The 18,682-nt window shown below is 45.6% G+C and carries 21 protein-coding genes, 1 tRNA gene and 1 rRNA gene; 7 read left to right on the top strand and 16 right to left on the bottom strand.

Annotation, left to right across the window (positions count from 1 at the left end; all coding sequences use genetic code 11):
* Position 1 precedes the first annotated feature (1 nt).
* Complete coding sequence (locus ACTRXF_RS05030; protein ID WP_474260859.1) at positions 2-1,234, bottom strand: Nramp family divalent metal transporter; 1,233 nt, start codon at positions 1,232-1,234, stop codon at positions 2-4.
* 262 nt (positions 1,235-1,496) lie between these two features.
* Between ACTRXF_RS05030 and ACTRXF_RS05025 the strand changes: the two genes are divergently transcribed.
* Entirely contained in the window at positions 1,497-2,387 is an 891-nt protein-coding gene (locus ACTRXF_RS05025; RefSeq protein ID WP_474260858.1) for a C40 family peptidase, read from the top strand.
* An 84-nt stretch (positions 2,388-2,471) separates the two neighbouring features.
* On the opposite strand, the gene ACTRXF_RS05020 is transcribed toward ACTRXF_RS05025, so the two are convergent.
* The 4 genes from ACTRXF_RS05020 to ACTRXF_RS05005 form a co-directional block, all read right to left on the bottom strand.
* Positions 2,472-2,861, bottom strand: coding sequence for a DUF4181 domain-containing protein (locus tag ACTRXF_RS05020; RefSeq protein WP_474260857.1), 390 nt, complete (start codon positions 2,859-2,861; stop codon positions 2,472-2,474).
* A 21-nt stretch (positions 2,862-2,882) separates the two neighbouring features.
* A complete protein-coding gene (locus ACTRXF_RS05015) occupies positions 2,883-4,310 on the bottom strand; it encodes an SLC13 family permease (protein ID WP_474260856.1) in 1,428 nt (475 codons plus the stop codon).
* Positions 4,311-4,491: 181 nt separating this feature from the next.
* Entirely contained in the window at positions 4,492-5,418 is a 927-nt protein-coding gene (locus ACTRXF_RS05010) for a peptidoglycan-binding protein (protein WP_474278137.1), read from the bottom strand.
* Between the two features lie 90 nt (positions 5,419-5,508).
* Positions 5,509-5,832 (bottom strand): winged helix-turn-helix transcriptional regulator, encoded by a 324-nt coding sequence (locus ACTRXF_RS05005; RefSeq protein ID WP_474260854.1) that lies wholly within the window; start codon positions 5,830-5,832, stop codon positions 5,509-5,511.
* A gap of 146 nt (positions 5,833-5,978) precedes the next feature.
* Here ACTRXF_RS05005 and fdhA point away from each other — a divergent pair, with 146 nt between their 5' ends.
* Positions 5,979-7,193, top strand: a complete 1,215-nt coding sequence (fdhA, locus tag ACTRXF_RS05000; RefSeq protein WP_474260853.1) for a formaldehyde dehydrogenase, glutathione-independent — start codon at positions 5,979-5,981, stop codon at positions 7,191-7,193.
* 37 nt (positions 7,194-7,230) lie between these two features.
* Here fdhA and ACTRXF_RS04995 read toward each other — a convergent pair whose 3' ends face one another.
* Together ACTRXF_RS04995 and ACTRXF_RS04990 are read right to left on the bottom strand one after the other, a co-directional pair.
* Positions 7,231-7,803, bottom strand: a complete 573-nt coding sequence (locus ACTRXF_RS04995) for a YdcF family protein (protein ID WP_474260852.1) — start codon at positions 7,801-7,803, stop codon at positions 7,231-7,233.
* Positions 7,804-8,000: 197 nt separating this feature from the next.
* Complete coding sequence (locus ACTRXF_RS04990; RefSeq protein ID WP_022794243.1) at positions 8,001-8,255, bottom strand: hypothetical protein; 255 nt, start codon at positions 8,253-8,255, stop codon at positions 8,001-8,003.
* Positions 8,256-8,557: 302 nt separating this feature from the next.
* Here ACTRXF_RS04990 and ACTRXF_RS04985 point away from each other — a divergent pair, with 302 nt between their 5' ends.
* The 3 genes from ACTRXF_RS04985 to ACTRXF_RS04975 all read left to right on the top strand — a co-directional run bounded on the left by ACTRXF_RS04985 (position 8,558) and on the right by ACTRXF_RS04975 (position 10,751).
* Entirely contained in the window at positions 8,558-9,439 is an 882-nt protein-coding gene (locus ACTRXF_RS04985) for a cation diffusion facilitator family transporter (protein WP_322526588.1), read from the top strand.
* Between the two features lie 201 nt (positions 9,440-9,640).
* Positions 9,641-10,051, top strand: a complete 411-nt coding sequence (locus ACTRXF_RS04980) for an Rrf2 family transcriptional regulator (protein ID WP_474260851.1) — start codon at positions 9,641-9,643, stop codon at positions 10,049-10,051.
* A 58-nt stretch (positions 10,052-10,109) separates the two neighbouring features.
* Positions 10,110-10,751 carry an NAD(P)-dependent oxidoreductase gene (locus ACTRXF_RS04975; protein ID WP_474260849.1) on the top strand — a complete coding sequence of 214 codons (642 nt, stop codon included), beginning with the start codon at positions 10,110-10,112 and terminating at the stop codon, positions 10,749-10,751.
* 34 nt (positions 10,752-10,785) lie between these two features.
* Here ACTRXF_RS04975 and ACTRXF_RS04970 read toward each other — a convergent pair whose 3' ends face one another.
* Together ACTRXF_RS04970 and ACTRXF_RS04965 are read right to left on the bottom strand one after the other, a co-directional pair.
* Complete coding sequence (locus tag ACTRXF_RS04970; protein WP_474260848.1) at positions 10,786-11,646, bottom strand: EamA family transporter; 861 nt, start codon at positions 11,644-11,646, stop codon at positions 10,786-10,788.
* Positions 11,647-11,701: 55 nt separating this feature from the next.
* Positions 11,702-11,935 carry a hypothetical protein gene (locus ACTRXF_RS04965; protein WP_474260847.1) on the bottom strand — a complete coding sequence of 78 codons (234 nt, stop codon included), beginning with the start codon at positions 11,933-11,935 and terminating at the stop codon, positions 11,702-11,704.
* A 144-nt stretch (positions 11,936-12,079) separates the two neighbouring features.
* On the opposite strand from ACTRXF_RS04965, the gene ACTRXF_RS04960 reads away from it, so the two are divergent.
* Complete coding sequence (locus ACTRXF_RS04960) at positions 12,080-12,595, top strand: N-acetyltransferase family protein (RefSeq protein WP_474260846.1); 516 nt, start codon at positions 12,080-12,082, stop codon at positions 12,593-12,595.
* A 41-nt stretch (positions 12,596-12,636) separates the two neighbouring features.
* Here the strand turns inward: ACTRXF_RS04960 and ACTRXF_RS04955 are convergent, their stop codons facing one another.
* Positions 12,637-13,542, bottom strand: coding sequence for a DMT family transporter (locus tag ACTRXF_RS04955; RefSeq protein WP_474260845.1), 906 nt, complete (start codon positions 13,540-13,542; stop codon positions 12,637-12,639).
* 211 nt (positions 13,543-13,753) lie between these two features.
* Between ACTRXF_RS04955 and ACTRXF_RS04950 the strand changes: the two genes are divergently transcribed.
* Positions 13,754-14,617 (top strand): SurA N-terminal domain-containing protein, encoded by an 864-nt coding sequence (locus tag ACTRXF_RS04950; protein ID WP_474278135.1) that lies wholly within the window; start codon positions 13,754-13,756, stop codon positions 14,615-14,617.
* A gap of 59 nt (positions 14,618-14,676) precedes the next feature.
* Here the strand turns inward: ACTRXF_RS04950 and ACTRXF_RS04945 are convergent, their stop codons facing one another.
* From ACTRXF_RS04945 to rrf, 6 genes are all read right to left on the bottom strand, one after another.
* Complete coding sequence (locus ACTRXF_RS04945; RefSeq protein ID WP_474260843.1) at positions 14,677-15,429, bottom strand: peptidoglycan DD-metalloendopeptidase family protein; 753 nt, start codon at positions 15,427-15,429, stop codon at positions 14,677-14,679.
* 341 nt (positions 15,430-15,770) lie between these two features.
* Positions 15,771-16,424 carry a deoxynucleoside kinase gene (locus tag ACTRXF_RS04940; protein WP_474260842.1) on the bottom strand — a complete coding sequence of 218 codons (654 nt, stop codon included), beginning with the start codon at positions 16,422-16,424 and terminating at the stop codon, positions 15,771-15,773.
* 80 nt (positions 16,425-16,504) lie between these two features.
* Positions 16,505-17,047, bottom strand: a complete 543-nt coding sequence (locus ACTRXF_RS04935) for a GNAT family N-acetyltransferase (RefSeq protein ID WP_474260841.1) — start codon at positions 17,045-17,047, stop codon at positions 16,505-16,507.
* Positions 17,048-17,533: 486 nt separating this feature from the next.
* Entirely contained in the window at positions 17,534-18,193 is a 660-nt protein-coding gene (locus tag ACTRXF_RS04930) for a poly-gamma-glutamate hydrolase family protein (protein ID WP_474260840.1), read from the bottom strand.
* 180 nt (positions 18,194-18,373) lie between these two features.
* Positions 18,374-18,449 (bottom strand) — tRNA-Thr (locus ACTRXF_RS04925).
* Positions 18,450-18,605: 156 nt separating this feature from the next.
* Positions 18,606-18,682: ribosomal RNA gene (gene rrf, locus ACTRXF_RS04920) — 5S ribosomal RNA — on the bottom strand; the annotation flags it as partial.

Here is an 18,682-nt window from a genome sequence, read left to right as displayed (position 1 = left end):
TTTACGAGGTGATGCTCACAATCGCATCTACAATGCTGTAGATACCAAGAAATATGCAGACTAAAACGATAACTCCGCCTGCCAAATTCATCTTCCAATGGTTCACATAATGGCCAAGCCGGTTTTTGTTATTCATAATAACTAAAAGCATAATGGAGACAAAGGGAAGAATAAGGCCATTCAATGCCTGAGCAAAAAGTAAAACATCGAGCGGCTCGAAGCCAAGTCCGGAGGAAATAATTCCAATGGCCATCACGGACAAAAAGACCAGTTTAAAGCGAATGTTCTTCATCCCGCGCTCCCACTTCAATACGCTGCTGATGGTAACCGCTGCTCCGAGCGGTGATGCAAGCGCGGAAGAAAAACCGGCGGCGAATAAGCCTATACTGATAAAAGCGGTAGCCCAGCTTCCGAGCAGCGGTTCAAGCTGTAAAGCAAGGTCTGCCACGGACTCCACTTCCAGTCCGCGGATTGTAGCACCGGATGTGATTAGAATCGCAGCTGTAATTAAACCACCCAAACCAATTGACAAAAACACGTCCAGACGCGCTTCCTTTAAATGTCGCGGCTCACTCCAGCGTTCCTTCACGTTCTCTGAATGAAGGAATAAATTATAAGGAACAACTGTGGTGCCGACAATGGCAATCACTGTAATAACGGCTCCCGTTGGAATAGAGGGAACAAAGGCTCCCTGAAACAGCTCTCCCGGATCAGGCTGGGCCGTGACCATTGTGGTCACAAACGTTATACTCATGACCGCAATTAATACTATCATGACCCGTTCAATCAACTTGTAGCTGCCACTCAGGCCGATCAACAAAATAACGATTCCTACGATCGGTCCGATCGTATTTTCAGAAACGCCTGTCAGTGTCGTTAACCCTAACGAAGTACCAAGTAAGTCACCAGCTATATAGGCAGCACAGCCGAATACAATGGCAATAATCATGAGCCACATAGATCCGTATTTCAGCAGCGGGTTTGTGAACTGGTCTCTTATCGCCGCTCCCAGACCTTTTCCTGTAATAATTCCCAGCCGCGAGCACATCTCCTGAAGTATGATGGTTGTGACAATCGAAAAAACTACTGCCCATAGCAGGGCAAAGCCAAAAGAAGCTCCAGCACCTGTAGCCGTCGTTACCGTTCCCGGGCCTATAAACGACGCTGCTACAATTACTCCCGGGCCAAGCACCCTCACTCTTTCTCTCAACGGCCTCTTTTCTGCTTTTTCCATTGTTCGACCTCCCTTTTTAAAATTGTAGCCATATGAATAATCGCAATATTCATTTTATTAAAAATATTACAGAGACTGAAAATGACCCTCTCTTTCCTCCCGCCGTTTTCACCTACATTAACGAGGAAGTAATCATTAATTATGTCCTATTTTATAATTAACGTTATTAAAACGTAATCTGGATGAAACCTCCCGTATTTTTCTGTTTGTTACACTTACTCGTGGTTCGATAAATTGATTTACACCACGAGGAGGAACCTGAATGTTTAAATCCAACAGACAAGCACCAAAATATATATTATCCTCTGCCGTCGTAACGGCTTTAGCTCTAACACCGGCTTTAAGCGGAAACGCTGATGCCTTCGCTGACCCTGAGTCAGACGAAAGCAGCACTTCCAGCCAAAGCGACTCTTCTGATACAGCAAACGAAACTGAATCTAATGAGGACACTCTGCTTTATCTTGGCGATACCGGCAACAGTGTAGAATCTCTTCAGTCGGCTTTAAGCGATCTTGATTACTATACCTCCGAAGCTGACGGTACTTATGATGATGAAACTGTACAGGCTGTAGAAGCATTTCAAACAGAAAATAATTTAAGCATAGATGGCATCGCAGGCCCTGAAACAATGGGAGCATTGGATGAAGCAGAAGACTCCTCCGGGGCAAGCAGTGACACAGAAGAAAGCAGCAGCGGGAACAGTGAAAATAATGATGAAAGCGAAGAAGTTGCTTCCGCGTCTTCAGAAGAATCTTCGGAGCCTTCCACTGAAAGCACATCAGCCAATGCCTCTGATTCCGGCCTTGTCGATTCCGCGGAAAGCGTACTAGGCACTCCTTATGAATGGGGCGGAACTACAGCAAGCGGCCTGGACAGCAGCGGCTTTATCAATTACGTGTTTGAAGAAAACGGCACAGACGTTTCAAGAACCCATGAAGGCATCTGGCAGAACAACGGGGAATTCGTAGAAGAGCCAAACGTTGGCGACGTTGTCTTTTATGAAGGCACGTATGACACAGAAGGCGCTTCGCACAGCGGCATATACATTGGAGACGACCAAATGATCCATTCCGGCTCAGGCGGGGTGGAAACAGCCGATACCACCAGTGACTACTGGGAAGAGCATTACATCGGTGCAAAATCAATCGATTAATACCCTCATATTTTAAGTAACCGCCTTTCTGCATGCTTGCAGAGGGCGGTTTTTTATTTGAACTGGATATTGACCTTTTAGAAGTTAGTAAAGGAACACAAGCGCCCGGGAAATCAGAGCTGCAGTAAATACTGCCCCTAAAAACGAATGCCAGTGGGCTTTCGATTCCGGTACATTTTCCCGCTGCTCCGTTCCCTGAATTAGTTGCACTAAAGCCAAAGGCATCCCGAGAAAAATCAAATGCCATATTAAAAAGTCTCCTGAGCTAATGGTAAAAAATAATACAAACGCCGTCCCTGTCCATTCCAAAAGCTTCTCTGCTATAATTACTGATTTACTTCTTCGACGCTTCAGTTTATTTTTATAGGGCAATTTGGTTTTCCGCCGCAGCAGCCCGTCGAATATGAACCAAACAATCAATATAAGCACAAATGGAAAAAGAAATTCTACGATACTCTTATCATATGTGTACATAAAATAACCCTTCCCAGCCGATTAATAATTCAATACGACCGGCTGCCAGAAATAAACAAATGCCACGATAACAAAAATAGCGACAATGTTCATCCAAAATCCGGCCTTGACCATATCATCGATGGTTAAATAATCTGAACTGAAAACCGCAGCGTTAGGTGGAGTCGATATGGGAAGCATGAAGGCACAGCTGGCAGTGAGAGCCACGATCCCCATAATGGCGTAAGGGTCTACCCCAATTCCCATCGCAAGGCCGATGCTGATCGGCATCAGCATGTTCGATACGGCCGTATTGGACATGATTTCTGTCATAAATAATACAATGGCAGCAAGAACTATTAAAATTAATACAAAAGGAAGCACTTCAAGTCCCCCCAACAGCTCCCCAAACCATCCTGTTAAATTCGAAGATTCAAACGCAGCCGCGAGAGACAAGCCGCCTCCGAAAAGCAGAAGCAGGCCCCACGGAAGCTCTTTCATATCCTGCCATACCATGAGCCCGCCTCTCTCCTGTTTAGCCGGAAGCAAAAACATCGACGTGGCTCCAATAATTGAGATGGAAGTATCAGACAGACGATAGGCTTCGGGAATAAATCCGCTTGTAATCCAAAGAAAACCGACAATTGTAAAGATTGTCAGCACCGATTTTTCTTCAAACGACATCGGTCCCAGATCTTTTAGCTGGTTCCTGGCAAAATCTGTTGAAATGTCCTTTTGCGCTTTCACACGGAACTGAATTTTCGTTAAATAAAAATAAAGACCGGTCAACAAAATAACCGTTAAAGGAAAACCAAACAAAAACCATTCGGCAAAGGTAACCGTACGATCCAGATTGGAAGAAGCTACGGCTGCAAAAGCAGCATTGGGCACTGACCCTATTAATGTCGCCAGCCCGCCGATAGAAGCCGCATACGCTACTGAAAGAAGCAGTCCCTTAGCAAAACGGTTCAAGGATACTTCATCAAAGAAATCTTTATCCTTCACCTCTTTAATCAGCGCCAGTGCAATCGGCAGCATCATTAACGCCGTCGCAGCATTTGAAATCCACATGGAAAGCAAAGCAGTCGCCAATATAACGCCCAGCACGATGCGCTGACTTCCAGTACCGACAAACGAAATGATTGTCATCGCGATCCGTTTATGTAAGTTCCATTTTTCAATCGCAAGAGCAATGGTAAAACCACCCATATACATAAAAACAATAGGGTCGGCATACGCCATGGTTGCTGTCTCTTCATCCGCCCCTCCTGTGATTGGCAGCAGAAAGATAGGCAGCAGAGAGGTAGCCGGTATCGGCAGGGCTTCTGTAATCCACCAGGAAGCTACCCAGGCTGTAACGGCAAGTACTGCTCTCGGTTCGCTTTCAAGACCGGTAAGTGGTGGGATGAAAAAAAGTAAAGCAAATAAGCCCGGTCCCAGAATCAGCCCGATTTTTTTCCTTCTTGGCATAGTTGCACTCCTTTCAATTCAAAATGCATGCGGTGTCAAAATCTGATCGGAATATTCTGTTTTTTACCGCCGCATAATGCCCATTATATAGATAAAAGCTATTTGTTTGGATATATATTATAAAAAAGAAAAAAATAGGAAAAAAGGTGGGTGCTCTATGGCACCCACCTCCCAAACATTTTTACTTCACCTGTACATAGCTTGGATGAGCAGTGATATATAAACCTGATTTTAACCGGAACATTTCAGTACTGCTTCCGTCCACCTTCACTTTTTCCGTGATGGTGAATGCTTCTCCCTGACTGACCGTTCCCGCTACGGCGTCAGCATCAAAGGATGGACGGGAGCGTACATTCAGCACCTCGGCAAGGACTACCGCAAGTTTTCCTTTCACTGCAAAGTTTTCGAGAGCTTCCCATGTGTTCGGGCCAACAATGCCGTCTATGGTTAAATTTTGCGAATCCTGGAAGGAACGGACTGCGTTTTCTGTTTCGTCTCCAAAATCTCCGTCTGTGCCGTACAGCGGCAGTTTTTCCCCTGCATCAAGCAGCATCTGCTGCATCCGGGCGACTGCCGGACCGTTGTCACCGGGACGAAGCGTCGGAGTCAAGTCTTCCCCTACTGGATGGCCCTCACGCACCGCCTCCCTTACACTATCCATATCGATGCCCGGGCACGTGTTTGAGGAGTGGCCGCGATATTCCCGGTGTCCTTTCATATTACTGATGGAAACACCAACTCCTTCTGTCCCCCGAAGTGCTGCCTGAAGATCAAAAAACGAACGTTCCTGTGCTTCGGTAAACGAACCGCTTCCCACCAGGCAGATACCTATTAATGGCGTATTGTTGTTTCCCACATGATATGAAATCCGGTCGATTCCATTGGCCCATTGAATCGTCCCGTCTCTCGTAATTACAAAATGATAACCAACGCTTGGCCAGCCGAGGGAATCCACATGATAATTGGCAAAGGAAAAAGCATCACCACTTGTGGTTGCTGAATGGTGTCTTGCGATTCCTGTAATCTGTGATAGCGACCGCTTCTGGTAAGAACCATTTCTTTTCACGCTTCCCCTGACGTCGACGAGCTGAGGCAGTTCTTGAAACATTAAAACATCCCCTTTTTCATATAGTCAGCCGGTATATTGCGGCTTCTATATATAAAAGGGGATGCTAAGCTGTATTTTACAACCAATTCACTAAATTTTTTTCGTATAGCTTTGAGCCCATCTTTCCATCGCTTCTAAAATCGGGAGAAGACCCATTCCGGCTTCCGTAAGCTGGTACTCTACCCGGACCGGCACCTCTGGATAAATGGCACGTGTCAAAATACCCGCATTTTCGAGTTCACGCAGCTGATTAGTCAATATCTTCGGGGTAACTTCAGGGAGGTTTTTCTGAAAAAAGCCGTATCTGCGTGGAGTACCATCGGAGAGTATCCGAACAATGTCTGCTTTCCATTTGCCACTAATTACAGCCAGCGTCACTTCCATCTCGCAATGTGCCTGGAATGGATCCATCATATGAAAGCTCTCCCTTTTTTATACATAGTATCATAGCGGAAAGCAACAAACAAGAAAGTGCCTACTTTCTTGAAAACGTTTTATCAAATAAACTGGGGATAGGGCGTAAGCGCTCCTACTTCACTACTATGAGGAGGAATCAAAGGATGAGCAACAAAGCAGTGGTTTATCAAGGTGCTGGTAACGTTGAAATTCAAGACATTGGCTATCCTGATTTAGTACTTCACGAAGGCCCCGGAGTCCCGCCGTCTAACGCAGGACGGAAATGTGAACACGGTGTTATTCTTAAGATTGTGACGACAAATATTTGCGGAAGCGACCAGCATATGGTGCGCGGCCGTACAACTGCACCTAAAGGACTGGCTCTTGGACATGAGATTACAGGGGAAGTAGTGGAAGTGGGACGCGACGTAGAGTTTATTAAAAAAGGCGATCTTGTTTCTGTACCATTTAACGTAGCGTGCGGCAGATGTAAATTATGTAAGGAACAAAAAACTCATATATGTTTGAACGTAAACCCTGAGCGACCGGGCGGCGCTTATGGTTATGTAGACATGGGCGGCTGGGTAGGCGGTCAATCTGAATATGTTATGGTTCCTTATGCAGACTTTCAGCTGCTCGCCTTCCCGGATAAAGAACAGGCGATGGAAAAAATCATGGACCTGACCATGCTTTCAGATATTTTCCCAACCGGCTTCCACGGAGCCGCTTCTGCAGGTGTACGTCCCGGTTCGACTGTGTATGTCGCCGGTGCAGGACCTGTAGGACTTGCAGCCGCTCACTCAGCACAGCTTCTCGGTGCCTCCGTTGTTATTGTCGGTGACCTTAATGAACAGCGCCTGAAGCAGGCAGAAAGCTTCGGCTGCGAAACTGTAAACTTAACAAAGCATGACAGTCTTGGCGAGCAGATTGAGCAGATCCTCGGTATACCGGAAGTAGACTGCGCCGTTGATGCCGTTGGCTTTGAAGCATCCGGCCACGGGCCCGACGCGAAGGAAGCCCCGGCGACCGTGCTGAACTCGATCATGTCGGTCACCGAAGCCGGCGGGCAGTTGGGTATCCCGGGGCTGTACGTGACAGAGGATCCAGGTGCTTCTGACGATGACGCCAAGCAGGGCTCCCTGAAAATCCGTATCGGCTTAGGCTGGGCAAAGGCCCATACGTTCGTTACCGGACAAACTCCGGTCATGAAATACCACCGCAATTTGCTGAAATTGATTCTAAGCGATAAAGCGCAGATTGCCAAAGCAGTAAATGCCACGCTGATCTCGCTGGATGACGCACCTAAAGGCTACCAGGACTTTGATAAAGGGGCGGCGAAGAAATTCGTTATTGACCCTCACGGCTCTGTCCGGTCTTAAGCAAATAAAAACGAGCAGAAAGTATCTGCTCGTTTTTTTATGACATACGGTCCCACGATTCGATCCCTATAGTACCCGTCAGTTTATAAAATTCCTTCCAAAGCTGTACGTGCTTGGGCCCCCAGGCTTCCTCCGCATGCACATGAGGGACGTAATCCAGAGTAATACCCGTATTTGCCATCACATCATCAAATTGAATTTTGGTCCGTTTCATATGGTAGTCACTCGTTACTACCAGGGCAGAATCAAAATTCCGATCCTGCATAAGTTCTTTTGAATAAACAGCATTTTCATGAGTGCTGACTGCCTGATTTTCCATAATAATTGCTTCTTCAGGTATTCCTGCCCGCACAGCCAGATTTTCATTAAAGCTGCCATCTTCTCCATTGGTTAAGATCACTTTATCCGCATAGCCTTTTTCTATTAAATCAGCTACTGTGTATAAACGTTCAAAATCACCGCTGAGAGCAATAATAACGTCTGCATTCTTCGGTTCATCCTGGTGAGTCAAAAGGGATGCTACGGTTTTTTGCGGAAGTGCAAAAAATGATGCATTAATTAGTAAAGCTGCCCCTATAACAAAAAGCAGACTGCAAAAGATCGTTTTCATGCCTTGTTCCTCCGCCTCTAATGAAAGCTACGGGTATATTGTATCAGAAAGATTGCTCTTCTTAACAGCTATTTCTGAACGACGGACCTATCAGTACAGAGAATTATTTAAGCAAAACCAGTCTTTTTCCAGCTTCTCTACACAAAAAACCTGCTGAGCCAGCAGGTTTTTTTCGTCGTTGGTCTTTTAGAGTTTTTTTACGAAGAACGCAGAGCTTCAAAAGCATTAATACGCGATTCTACCGTCGCGTAAATGTTGCCAGCTTCTAAAGGAGAGACGTCGAATTTTTTACTGGCCAGAATTTCTACATGTTCGTCATTCTTAGCTTCGTCGAACCGCTCCCCCCGCTCTGCCAATGCTTCATACTCATCTCGCATGTAGCGGAATATCGAACTCTGCTGTTCCGGGAGCGAATTTAAAAATTCTTCTACGTCTGCATTTCTTTCAACCATTCTATTGGCCTCCTTGATAGCTGATGCCACCCGTTACTGCTAATAGGTTCTTCCCACGGTTCACCCAAGCATAACGAATGGTTCATTGTTATATAACTGGTTGATGGGTTTAGTATAACAAATATTACAGACTATTGGGAACAAAAAGCTTATACTTTATACATTATTACGTATTTTGCGATCAAGCAACTTTCTTTCCCTTTAGTCATTTTTATACCTTTGTAGAAAAACGTTGCTGTAGACTCAATGGCAGCTTTCCTGCTACTCTATAGATCGATCAATTGCGCAAGGAGACCGGTCATATGAATGATGAACGTATTCGTAATTTAAAACGCGGAGAGCGGGGAGCTATCATCAGCATCTTCGCTTATTTATTTCTCTCTGCTTTAAAGCTCACTGTCGGCCAGCTGGCTAATTCTGCGGCCCTGCGCGCCGACGGTTTAAATAATTTAACAGACACTATCGCTTCGATCGCTGTTTTGTTCGGCCTCCGCTATTCCCAGAAGCCGCCGGACGCTGACCATCCTTACGGCCACTGGAAAGCAGAAATGGTGGCTTCTTTGTTTACTTCTTTTATTATGCTTGCTGTCGGTCTTCAGGTATTTGTGAGCGCGGTGCAGTCTATTCTCGCCGGACCGTCCGAGCCGCCCGGCTTAATTTCTGCATTTGTCGGCGCTTTTGCCGCCGTCTGTATGTTTGGTGTGTACACCTACAACAAAAATTTATCCAAAAAAATTAACAGTCCCTCTATTATGGCTGCAGCTAAGGATAATTGGAGCGATGCCATGGTGAGTATCGGCACAGTTATTGGCATTATTGGTGCTCAGTTTCAGCTGTATTGGCTCGATCCACTGACAGCTGCTCTTGTGGGCTTATTAATTATTAAAACAGGCTGGGATGTTTTCCGTGGCGCAGCCCTGCAGCTCACCGACGGGTTCGATGAAAATAAAATTGAAGATTACCGGGAAACAATTTCCAAGCTGTACGACGTGCAGAAAGTCCGGAATATTAAAGCAAGAAATTACGGGAACAACACCGTGGTGGATATTACCATTCTTGTGGATCCTTCACTCGATATCCAGGAAGCACACAACACAGCTACAAAAGTCGAATACGCTCTAATCGAGCAGCACGGTGTACATGACGTCCACGTGCACGTAGAACCGGAAAACGCCGAGCACTGAACACTGCTCCTTTCAGGAGATCCGGCCCATCTCGATTTCTGGTTCTATTATTGATGAAAATGGGTATAGTTAAAAGCACTTGGCTAACATCGTTCAATTTTGAAGCCAGGAAGCCGAAATAAGAAATGGTACTGAACTTTTATAAGCTGCTATTTTATGATCGTTTTGAAACCATTAAGTTACAGGTGGTGATCAACAACAATGATAAATACACGATTCTCTGTCGCTGTTCATATTCTTTCGCTGCTTGCAAGTGAGCCGGAGCGAAGACTAAGCTCCAGTTACATGGCAGCGAGTGTCAATACAAACCCTGTCGTTATCCGCAGGATCTCAGGTATGCTAAAGCAGGCAGGCCTGCTGCAGACGAAGGCCGGCATCTCCGGTGCTTTAATCACCAAAGCGCCGGAAGATATTACGCTCCTTGATATTTACCGGGCGGTTCAGCAGGAGGACCTGCTGTTTTCCACCCACAGCAGCCCAAACCCTGACTGTCCTGTCGGTCGAAATATTCAAAGCACTCTCAACGAATCCTTTAAGCGGGCACAGAATGCTATGGAAGCCGAGCTGGAAAAGCAGAGCCTGGCGGACGTAACTGCCCATCTCTTTGTATAAAGCTTTTCTACTCGTATATGCCAGCTGTAAAAACTATAAACAAAGGTGTGATAAAGGTATGAAAGCAGGCATTATCGGAGCGTCCGGAAAAGCGGGCAGACATATTTTAAAAGAAGCAGAAGCCCGGGGCATAGAGACGACAGCCATCGTCCGGGACGCTTCGAAGCTTCCTGAGAGCAGCATGCATATAAAAGAAAAAGACCTTTTTTCTTTAACTGCTTCAGATGTATCAGACTTTGACGTGGTGGTGAATGCGTTTGGAGCCGGACTGGGGGAAGAAGAAGCACATGTAGAAGCCGGGCGGCACCTGATTTCTATTATTCAGGAAGTTGCAGCTCCCCGTCTCATCGTTGTGGGCGGCGCCGGCAGCCTGTTTACCGATAACGGAAAAACCACCCGCGTCGTGGAAACGCCGGAATTTCCCGAAGCGGTAAAGCCCACCGCTAACGGGCAGAGCCGGAATTTACAGGACCTTCAGCAGACAACCGGCATACGGTGGACATTTATCAGTCCGGCTGTAAATTTTGATGCAGAGGGCAAACGCACCGGATCTTATTCCACCTCCCATGACGTACTGCCGCTTAACAGCAATCAGGAAAGCTATATCAGCTATGCGGATTACGCGGTGGCAGTTGTCGATGAAATGGAAACAGCGGCTCATGAACACCAGCGCTTCGCTGTCGTTGGCGAACGCGCATAAAGCCCAAATCCGCCTTTTTTGGCGGATTTTTGTATTACAGTCGCAGAAAAACAATCCCTATAAGAACCACTGCAAGGATTACTGCCTGATACCTGGTAATGCGCTCCTGCAGATAAAGCATGGAAAGCACCGCTACTAAAAGCGCGTGAGCTGCAAACAGAGGAGAAATAATACTTGCCGGTCCTTCCCGAAGAGCGGCAGCATATAGCTGCATCCCTCCGAACGAAAAGACCCCCGTAACCAGCCCCCACCTAAAGGCCTTTTTCCTATGTATATGAGCAGTGGCACGGGCTTGCTGCTTCTTTTCCCGGCGCCATCCGTATAACGAATACAGCATGCCAAACAGATAGCCTGTAAACAATACCGGCGTATTCTCAAGTCCGGCCTCTTCTGTTATTTTCAGCCCTCCATTCCGGAAAAACATAAATAATGTGGCTGTTAAAATAAAGCCATACCATATGCCGCTTTTTATCGAGAAGTCCTCCTTCGGATCCAACGGAAGCACAGCAATAGCTGCCATAATTAAACCAATGCCCGCATACTGCACTGCTCCAATCTGCTCCCCGTATACCAGCACACCCAGGAGAACAATCAGCAGAATGTTTGTATTTACCAGCGGAGAGGAAAGACTCGCTGGCCCAACGTTTAAAGCTTTCATGTATAGAAGGTTTCCGAACGTGGACCCCGCCCCCACCATTATCCCGCTAAAAAGCACTGCGAGGTTCATATGCAAGGATTCCTCCATTAAAGCATATACCAGAAAACCGAAGCTCCCGCTAGCGTAGAGCCCTGTCAAAAAAGGCGTTAACGGCAGCTGCCAAAAAGAATTAACCTTCATGAAAAAAGAAGAAAAACCAAACACCACGGCGCTTAACAGCGCTAAAATAAACCACATGGCCCGCACTCCCACTTGTTCTTATGTACTAAGAAGCCGCACAGGCAGCTTCTTTTTATAAAAGATAAAACACATGACCGTACTTATCCACTCTGGAATTTGTACCATCAAAATAGACAGTCCCCTTCTCCGGTTCGAAAGGGTCCTTTGTTTCAAAATTCACTTTAAAATATGGAGAGCCGTCTATTGGTTCATAATGCTCACACGTATACGTCAGCGTAATTTCATCATTCACCTGAATGCGGTCACTACCGGCGATCCCGGAATCAAAAACTACTTTTAGTGTCATATCTTGCTCTCCCTCCTATTTAGCCTCTTCGGCTATTCTCTTTACGGTCCTTCAAATATATTCCCTGCTCTTCCTTTCTTTATACATAATGATTGCTAAAAGCAAGGAATTGTATTATTTTTAAGCGGAGAAAGGGGAATTCCTATGAGCATCCGTCAGGCTGAAGAAGCAGATATTCACGCAATTACCGAGATATATAATGACGCAATCATAAACACGACCGCTGTCTACGATTACCATCCCTATTCGGCAGAAAACCGGCTGGAATGGCTACGGTCAAAAAAGCAAAACGGCCTTCCTGTTTTTGTTTATGAGCAGAATGGAAAGGTCCAGGGGTATGCTGCTTACGGGCCGTTCCGTCCCTGGGCAGCTTTCAAATACTCCATTGAGCATTCAGTGTATGTTCACCCCGGCGCCCGCGGTGCCGGGATCGGCCGTGCCCTGCTCCGTGCCTTAATCGACCAGGCGGAACGGGAAGGCTTCGCCACTATGATCGCCGGCATAGACTCTTCCAACCCGGGAAGCATCTATCTGCACGAAACGGAGGATTTTGAATACGTGGGCACGGTAAAAAAAGCCGGGTACAAGTTTGAACGATGGCTTGATCTTGTTTTTTACCAGCGAGCCCTCTCCGGCCCAGAGACGCCCGAAGAACACTAACAGCTGCCTCTCCCTATCCGGGAGAAGCAGCTTTTTACGGACTATTTTTTCGTTTGTTCTGCAGGAAACCGTTTTGGTTTTCCCTGTGTGGTAAGCAGCACCCCGGCTATCACAATCAGGGCCCCAATCATCTTAGCCGGTGTTAATGTTTCTCCAAGCCAGAGCACCGCCCCCGCCATCGTAACGACGGGAAGAAAATTCAGGAAAACTGAAGCTTTTGAGGCACCAAGCTGGTCTACTGCCCGGTTATAAAACAATAGAGCGATGAAACCTGGAAAAAGCCCCAGATAAGCAAGGCTTGGCAGTTGTTCGCTTAAGGTGAAGGAAGGCACACCGAGAAGGAGCCACTCTGCCGTAATAAAAGGAAGTAATAATATAATGGAGGCTCCTGTCATTACGAGCAGTACACCGTAGGGAGGAAACAGATGCATATAACGTTTAACAGCGATGGAATAAATGGACCAGCAGGCCACCGCCCCTACCATAATACCGTCGCCGGCATTCCAGTTCATTTCTGCTACGGCAAACAGTTTCCCATTCATTACTACCCACAGCGCCCCCACGATGGATAGTACGACACCAATCCATTGAATATAGCGCAGCCTCTCTTTTAAAATATATGTACTTAATAAAACGGTTACTGCTGGAATTACTGTTTCCAGTACAGAAACATTAGTCGATGAAGTAAATTGGAGTGCCCCATAAATGAATGTATTAAAAAACGTGACTCCTGTAGCTGTTAAAATAATAAGAGGCAGCCTATGCTTCCAAAATAAGTTCCTTGCCTTCCAGGCGCTTTTCCATCCCAGGGGTATGATGCACAAAAAAGCAATAATCAGCCTGAAAAAAGCTATCGTAAAAGGAGGAAGATCATTGATAGCCTTTCCTACCAAAATATTTCCAGAATAAAAAAACACTACCATAATAAGCATAATATACGCAGCCATACTGACCGTCCACCTCTTTCTCCTGGAATATTACGGTCATTTCCCGGGAAATTTTGAGATTTCCATACAATCTCCCGCAACTTCCAACACTTTTTTCTTCTTTTACAAGTTTTCATAATAATTATACATTTTTATAGACTATTAAAGCATACAGGAGTAACGACGTGTGTTACAATGCCCGAAGAGCATACAATGGAGAGGAGAAATCAGAGTGAGCAAAAAATGGATTCTGAGTACAGGCCTCGCCCTGTCGGTAGCAATTGTTGGTGCCTGCAGTAACGGCGACGGCGGGGAGAATTCCTCTGATAACAATAACGGAAACGAAGAACAGCAGTCAGAGGAAAACTCCAATAACAACGAAGAAAATAACCAGCAGGAAGAATCAGATGAAGGATCCTCTGAAGAACAGGCCTCCGGTGAAGAACAAGCAGAAGATTTACCTGAACCGGATTTAAGCGATGTACCTGACACAGTCGCTACCGTGAATGGAGAAGAAATTACCAAAGACGAATTTGAACCAATTTTCACTACTAACTATGAGCAGTATGCTCCTCAAGCTGCCGCCTCTGGTGACCAGAGTAATGAAGAACTTCAGGCAAATCTAAAAGAACAAACGGCTGAATCCCTTATTAACCAGGAGCTTTTAGTACAGGAAGCTGAAGAAGGGGATTATGAGGTTAATGAAGAAGACGTAGATGAGCAGGTAAGCTCTCTCAGAGAACAGTTTGAATCTGATGAAGAATACCAGCAGGCTCTTGAAGAACAGGGCTACACAGAAGAAGAACTGCGCGAGGAAGCACGAACTTCCCTGCAGATACAGGCTCTCCTGGACGAAGAGCTTGAAGATGTAGAAGTCTCTGACGAAGAAGTCGAAGAATTATACGATCAGGTTTCGCAAGGCCAGGGAGAAGAAGCAGGCTCTCTTGAGGACCTTCGTCCACAGCTTGAACAACAGCTTGAATCACAGAAACAGCAGCAGCAGCAGCAGGAATATACTGAGCAGCTGCGTGAAGATGCAGACATCGAAAATAACGTAGCTTCTGAATCAGAAGGAAACAGCGATTCTGAAGAATAACTTGTATAAAAAAACGGCGCAGCCTCTGATTAAGAGGCTGCGCTGTTTTTAATATTTGTTTAGAAAGAAACGTAGGAACGCGGGTTAGCAGCGTTTGATTTTGCCCCGTTCCAGGCACCTTCATGTACTTCAAAATGCAGGTGTCTGCCCGTACTCCGGCCGGTGTTACCCATCACACCGATACTTTCTCCCTGAGATACTGCTTCCCCGTTTGATACGTTAATGGACCTTAAATGAGCGTACAGGGTATTGTACGTTTGTCCGTTAACAGTGTGCTCTAGAATAATTGTATTACCGTAGCCATTCATAGTGCCGGCATAGGTTACTGTTCCGGAAGCAGAAGCAGAAATGCTTGAACTGCCGCCGTACCCAATATCGATTCCATTATGGGATCCGCTTCCACGCTGGCCGTATTCAGACGTTACTGGCCCGGAAGCCGGAAGGGCAAATCCAGAGCTGCTATATGTAGACTCTGCGGCTACTGCTGTATCCTCTGAGGAATCTGAGCTGCTTTTCGAGGAGACCGAATCTCCTAAGTTCATTTCCCCAAACGTTTCCGGCCCGGCAACTCCATCTACGGAGATGCTTTGCGCTGCCTGAAAAGATTCAACACCCTGCTTTGTCAGTGGACCAAAAACACCGTCTACAGGGCCTGCTTCGTAGCCTTTATCATTCAACCATTGCTGCAGGTCCGAAACATCTGAATCCTTCATTCCTGATTTAAGGTTCTGATCCCCGATGGAAGCATCCGCTACTGAAGGCGCGAATAAAATAGCTGCCGCTACTGCCGAGCTCATTACAAATTTTTTCATAAATAGTGCACGTTATGTTTATTAACAGTGTTACTTTCAGGCACGGTTGTGTTTCCTATATGTATAAATTCTGCCCGTTAATAAATTAACGCTGTCACCTCCTAATTTTTTATTTGATATGTTTGCTTACGGCTTAGTATACGTAGCGACTCTCAGCACTACAAGGTCTCACACATTGTTGTTAGAAGACTGTAAACTATTACAATTTTTTGAAATATTACTGCAATGATTGTCATGCAATAATATTCAATATTTTTCCTTTCCCATACTTTTCCTGCATAATTTTCTAGTTATATAAGAAATAGCTCCCGGAGACTTTATTCCCGGGAGCTTTATTCTGGCTATATCTTATTTTTCGCATGCAGGAGATCTTTCACCTGTTCCACCAGGTCTTCAGCATCCTGGGGGTTGTGAACGACATCCGTCTTATCCATATCTACAATTAGTGTATCGCTCGCGCTATAGTAATTTTCCAGCCAGTCGTCGTAGCCTTCCCAGAGCTTCCGGTAGTATTCCACCAGTTCCTCGTCCTGTTCGAAATCCCGCCCGCGTTCGAAAATCCGGTCCATTACTGTTTCGAAGGAGCCACGCAGATAAACGTTAAGATCCGGTGCCTTTTTGTAAGGAAGCCCTTCAATTTCTTTCATCATTTCTTCGAGCAGGCCTTCGTAAATGGAAAACTCCATATCGTTAATATTTCCGAGATCACGATTAATTTTTGTGAAATACCAATCTTCATAAATGCTCCGATCTAAAATAGCATCGTCATCCTTGTAAGCCTGTTTGATCGATTGGAACCTTGTCCGGAGAAAATAGAGCTGAAGCAAAAATGGATACCTTTTTTCATTAATTTCTTTTTGATCTGCCTGATAAAACAAGGGAAGAATCGGGTTTTCTGATACATGCTCATAGTACACTTTCGAATCCAAGCCTTCCCCAAGTATTTGCGCGACGCTCGTTTTGCCAATTCCAATCATTCCACTTACTACAATCACCAAAAATAACCCCTCAATCTAATTATGGATTTGCACACATTGCATTATTATAATATATTTCCCTGCACAGTTGCGACCATTTAAATTTTCCATTCTTCATTCAGAAGACTGTAAACTACAATATCCACGTATTGATCATGCAGCCAGTGTTCCTGCCGCAGTATCCCTTCCTGCTTAAAACCCAGTCTCTCTGGCACCGCCTTGCTTTTTTCGTTAGCCGCGGCAACTTTAATAACGATTTTATTTAAGCCAAGCTGTTCAAAGCCATAAGAAATAAATGCTTTCGCAGCGTCAGTCATAATGCCTTTCCCCTGATAATCCTCTCCCAGCCAGTAGCCAATTTCCCCAAGGCTGTTTTGATGATCCAGACGGTTGAAGCCGGCTACGCCTGCAAGGCTTCCCTGAAAAACGATACCAGCTGAAAAAAGCTTTTGATCCGCCCACCCCTGGCGCACACTATGGATGAACGCTTTTGTGTCCTCTTCTTCATTGGTATGATCGACCCATGGCAGCCACTGTCTTAGATGAGTCCGTGAATTGTCTGTCAGCGCAAAAACAGCCTGCGCATCTGATGGCTCCAGCAGCTTTAAATAGAGATCTTCACGAATACGGTACGTAAACATAAAATGCTCCTCTCTTTTCCCAATATTATTATTACGGATCATTCCCATGCGTTATACTTATAAGGGGGGCGGAAGAGAGCCGGAAGCAATCTCGAAGCCGGGGGCCGCTCTGGTTCGTTTTCAAGCATACTTAAATACATATAACTGATAAATAATGGAGGTGCTTCACCTGTCTGTTCTGCGACGCGCTGGCGTCATTTTCTTTACAGTAATGCTTATATTCGGAATGGGAATGATCTATCAGGCACTGACATGGGAATTGGGGGACAGCGCTCATGAAATACTCCGACTCGGATTTTATCTTTCAGCGCTCATCACCTTAACCCTGGCTGTAGCTCTTACTATCCGTGACCCGCGGATACGGGTTAATACAGTATCTTTACTGGGAGGGTTTCTTATTGGTCTTCTTTTTGCTGTAAACGCGGTGATCGCATTTTATCAGCTTTTTATGTAATAGCCAGGCTTTTAAATCAGCCTGGTCGTTGTTTATTCAGACATCTGCATTTCTTTCACGCGAGCGGTGGTTTCCGCCCGTATTACAGCTCTCCCAATCGCCTCAGCATACGTATAAAAAGAAGAAAGACGGTTGCCTCTATTTGCACTGCGCAAGTCTTCATTAGCGAAAAAAGCACGTCGCTGGGCTGAACTGATCTCAAGCTGTACTCCCTGCATTCTTGCATTTTTATTACATATATTGTTTTCGTACTTTCCTTCTATAGCAGATGGGGGGTCAAAATCCACATTAAAACCGGCAGCAGCCAGCTCTGTACCTATAAGGTCTGCCGTAGACGTATCCAGTCCTCCTATATAGGTTTTTTTCTCCTCTCCCCGGTATCCATGAAGAGTAACTGTAAATAAAGCTTCAGCAGCTAATAAGAGGGCTCTTGGTTCATCAAAACGTGTGGATCTGATATGCAGACTTCTGTTACCGGTACGTTTTTTGGCACGAAAATCATAAGCGGAAAAGTGACAGCTGTGGTGAAGTTCTTCGACCAGTTCACTTGTTCCTGCTTCAATAGCTCCCCCATGCGGAGCCAGAGCTGCCAGGGCTTTACGGCGACCCTGAAGTACACGTATTTCATAATCACGACCTTCTAATTCTACAGCGTTTAATTCAGCATAATCAGCGTACTTCTTTTTCCTCACTTAAACCTCACCACCGCTTCTTTAACAGTAACCGTTCTTTTGCCGGAACGAGTATAGTTTACCCTATTCCGCCAATTTTTAAAATAAGGAGTAGCTTTATCCAGCACGTCTTTTGTTAAAAGCCGCCTGAATACAAAAAGCCAGCCCGGCATTTCGGACTGGCGTTGTCATTTAATTAAATGGAGCTTCCTACCGGATTCGAACCGGTGACCTCATCCTTACCATGGATGCGCTCTACCTGCTGAGCTAAGGAAGCAGATAAAATAAAACGTTTCAGCTATGTAAGCTTATGTATGACTTATTTAGACACAAATACTATTGTAAAGGGCTTTGAAGACATAGTCAACCTCAATTATTAAATCATTTCATATAATAAAAGCCTTCCTCTCAAGTAAGAGAAAAAGGCTTTAGTGCCCGGCAGCGATCTACTTTCACGGGGGGAGAACCCCCGGCTATCATCAACGCTGAAGAGCTTAACTTCCGTGTTCG

It is taken from the genome of Marinococcus sp. LNHM3E3-2.2, from assembly GCF_056034385.1.
Note: the sequence above shows the minus strand (reverse complement) of the source record. Positions and strands in the feature narration are given on the sequence as shown.

Excerpts from the sequence above, each read along its gene's own strand:
- ACTRXF_RS05030 (WP_474260859.1), bottom strand. The coding sequence starts at position 1,234 with ATGGAAAAAGCAGAAAAGAGGCCGTTGAGAGAAAGAGTGAGGGTGCTT.
- ACTRXF_RS05025 (WP_474260858.1), top strand. The coding sequence starts at position 1,497 with ATGTTTAAATCCAACAGACAAGCACCAAAATATATATTATCCTCTGCC.
- ACTRXF_RS05020 (WP_474260857.1), bottom strand. The coding sequence starts at position 2,861 with ATGTACACATATGATAAGAGTATCGTAGAATTTCTTTTTCCATTTGTG.
- ACTRXF_RS05015 (WP_474260856.1), bottom strand. The coding sequence starts at position 4,310 with ATGCCAAGAAGGAAAAAAATCGGGCTGATTCTGGGACCGGGCTTATTT.
- ACTRXF_RS05010 (WP_474278137.1), bottom strand. The coding sequence starts at position 5,418 with ATGTTTCAAGAACTGCCTCAGCTCGTCGACGTCAGGGGAAGCGTGAAA.
- ACTRXF_RS05005 (WP_474260854.1), bottom strand. The coding sequence starts at position 5,832 with ATGATGGATCCATTCCAGGCACATTGCGAGATGGAAGTGACGCTGGCT.
- fdhA (WP_474260853.1), top strand. The coding sequence starts at position 5,979 with ATGAGCAACAAAGCAGTGGTTTATCAAGGTGCTGGTAACGTTGAAATT.
- ACTRXF_RS04995 (WP_474260852.1), bottom strand. The coding sequence starts at position 7,803 with ATGAAAACGATCTTTTGCAGTCTGCTTTTTGTTATAGGGGCAGCTTTA.
- ACTRXF_RS04990 (WP_022794243.1), bottom strand. The coding sequence starts at position 8,255 with ATGGTTGAAAGAAATGCAGACGTAGAAGAATTTTTAAATTCGCTCCCG.
- ACTRXF_RS04985 (WP_322526588.1), top strand. The coding sequence starts at position 8,558 with ATGAATGATGAACGTATTCGTAATTTAAAACGCGGAGAGCGGGGAGCT.
- ACTRXF_RS04980 (WP_474260851.1), top strand. The coding sequence starts at position 9,641 with ATGATAAATACACGATTCTCTGTCGCTGTTCATATTCTTTCGCTGCTT.
- ACTRXF_RS04975 (WP_474260849.1), top strand. The coding sequence starts at position 10,110 with ATGAAAGCAGGCATTATCGGAGCGTCCGGAAAAGCGGGCAGACATATT.
- ACTRXF_RS04970 (WP_474260848.1), bottom strand. The coding sequence starts at position 11,646 with ATGTGGTTTATTTTAGCGCTGTTAAGCGCCGTGGTGTTTGGTTTTTCT.
- ACTRXF_RS04965 (WP_474260847.1), bottom strand. The coding sequence starts at position 11,935 with ATGACACTAAAAGTAGTTTTTGATTCCGGGATCGCCGGTAGTGACCGC.
- ACTRXF_RS04960 (WP_474260846.1), top strand. The coding sequence starts at position 12,080 with ATGAGCATCCGTCAGGCTGAAGAAGCAGATATTCACGCAATTACCGAG.
- ACTRXF_RS04955 (WP_474260845.1), bottom strand. The coding sequence starts at position 13,542 with ATGGCTGCGTATATTATGCTTATTATGGTAGTGTTTTTTTATTCTGGA.
- ACTRXF_RS04945 (WP_474260843.1), bottom strand. The coding sequence starts at position 15,429 with ATGAAAAAATTTGTAATGAGCTCGGCAGTAGCGGCAGCTATTTTATTC.
- ACTRXF_RS04935 (WP_474260841.1), bottom strand. The coding sequence starts at position 17,047 with ATGTTTACGTACCGTATTCGTGAAGATCTCTATTTAAAGCTGCTGGAG.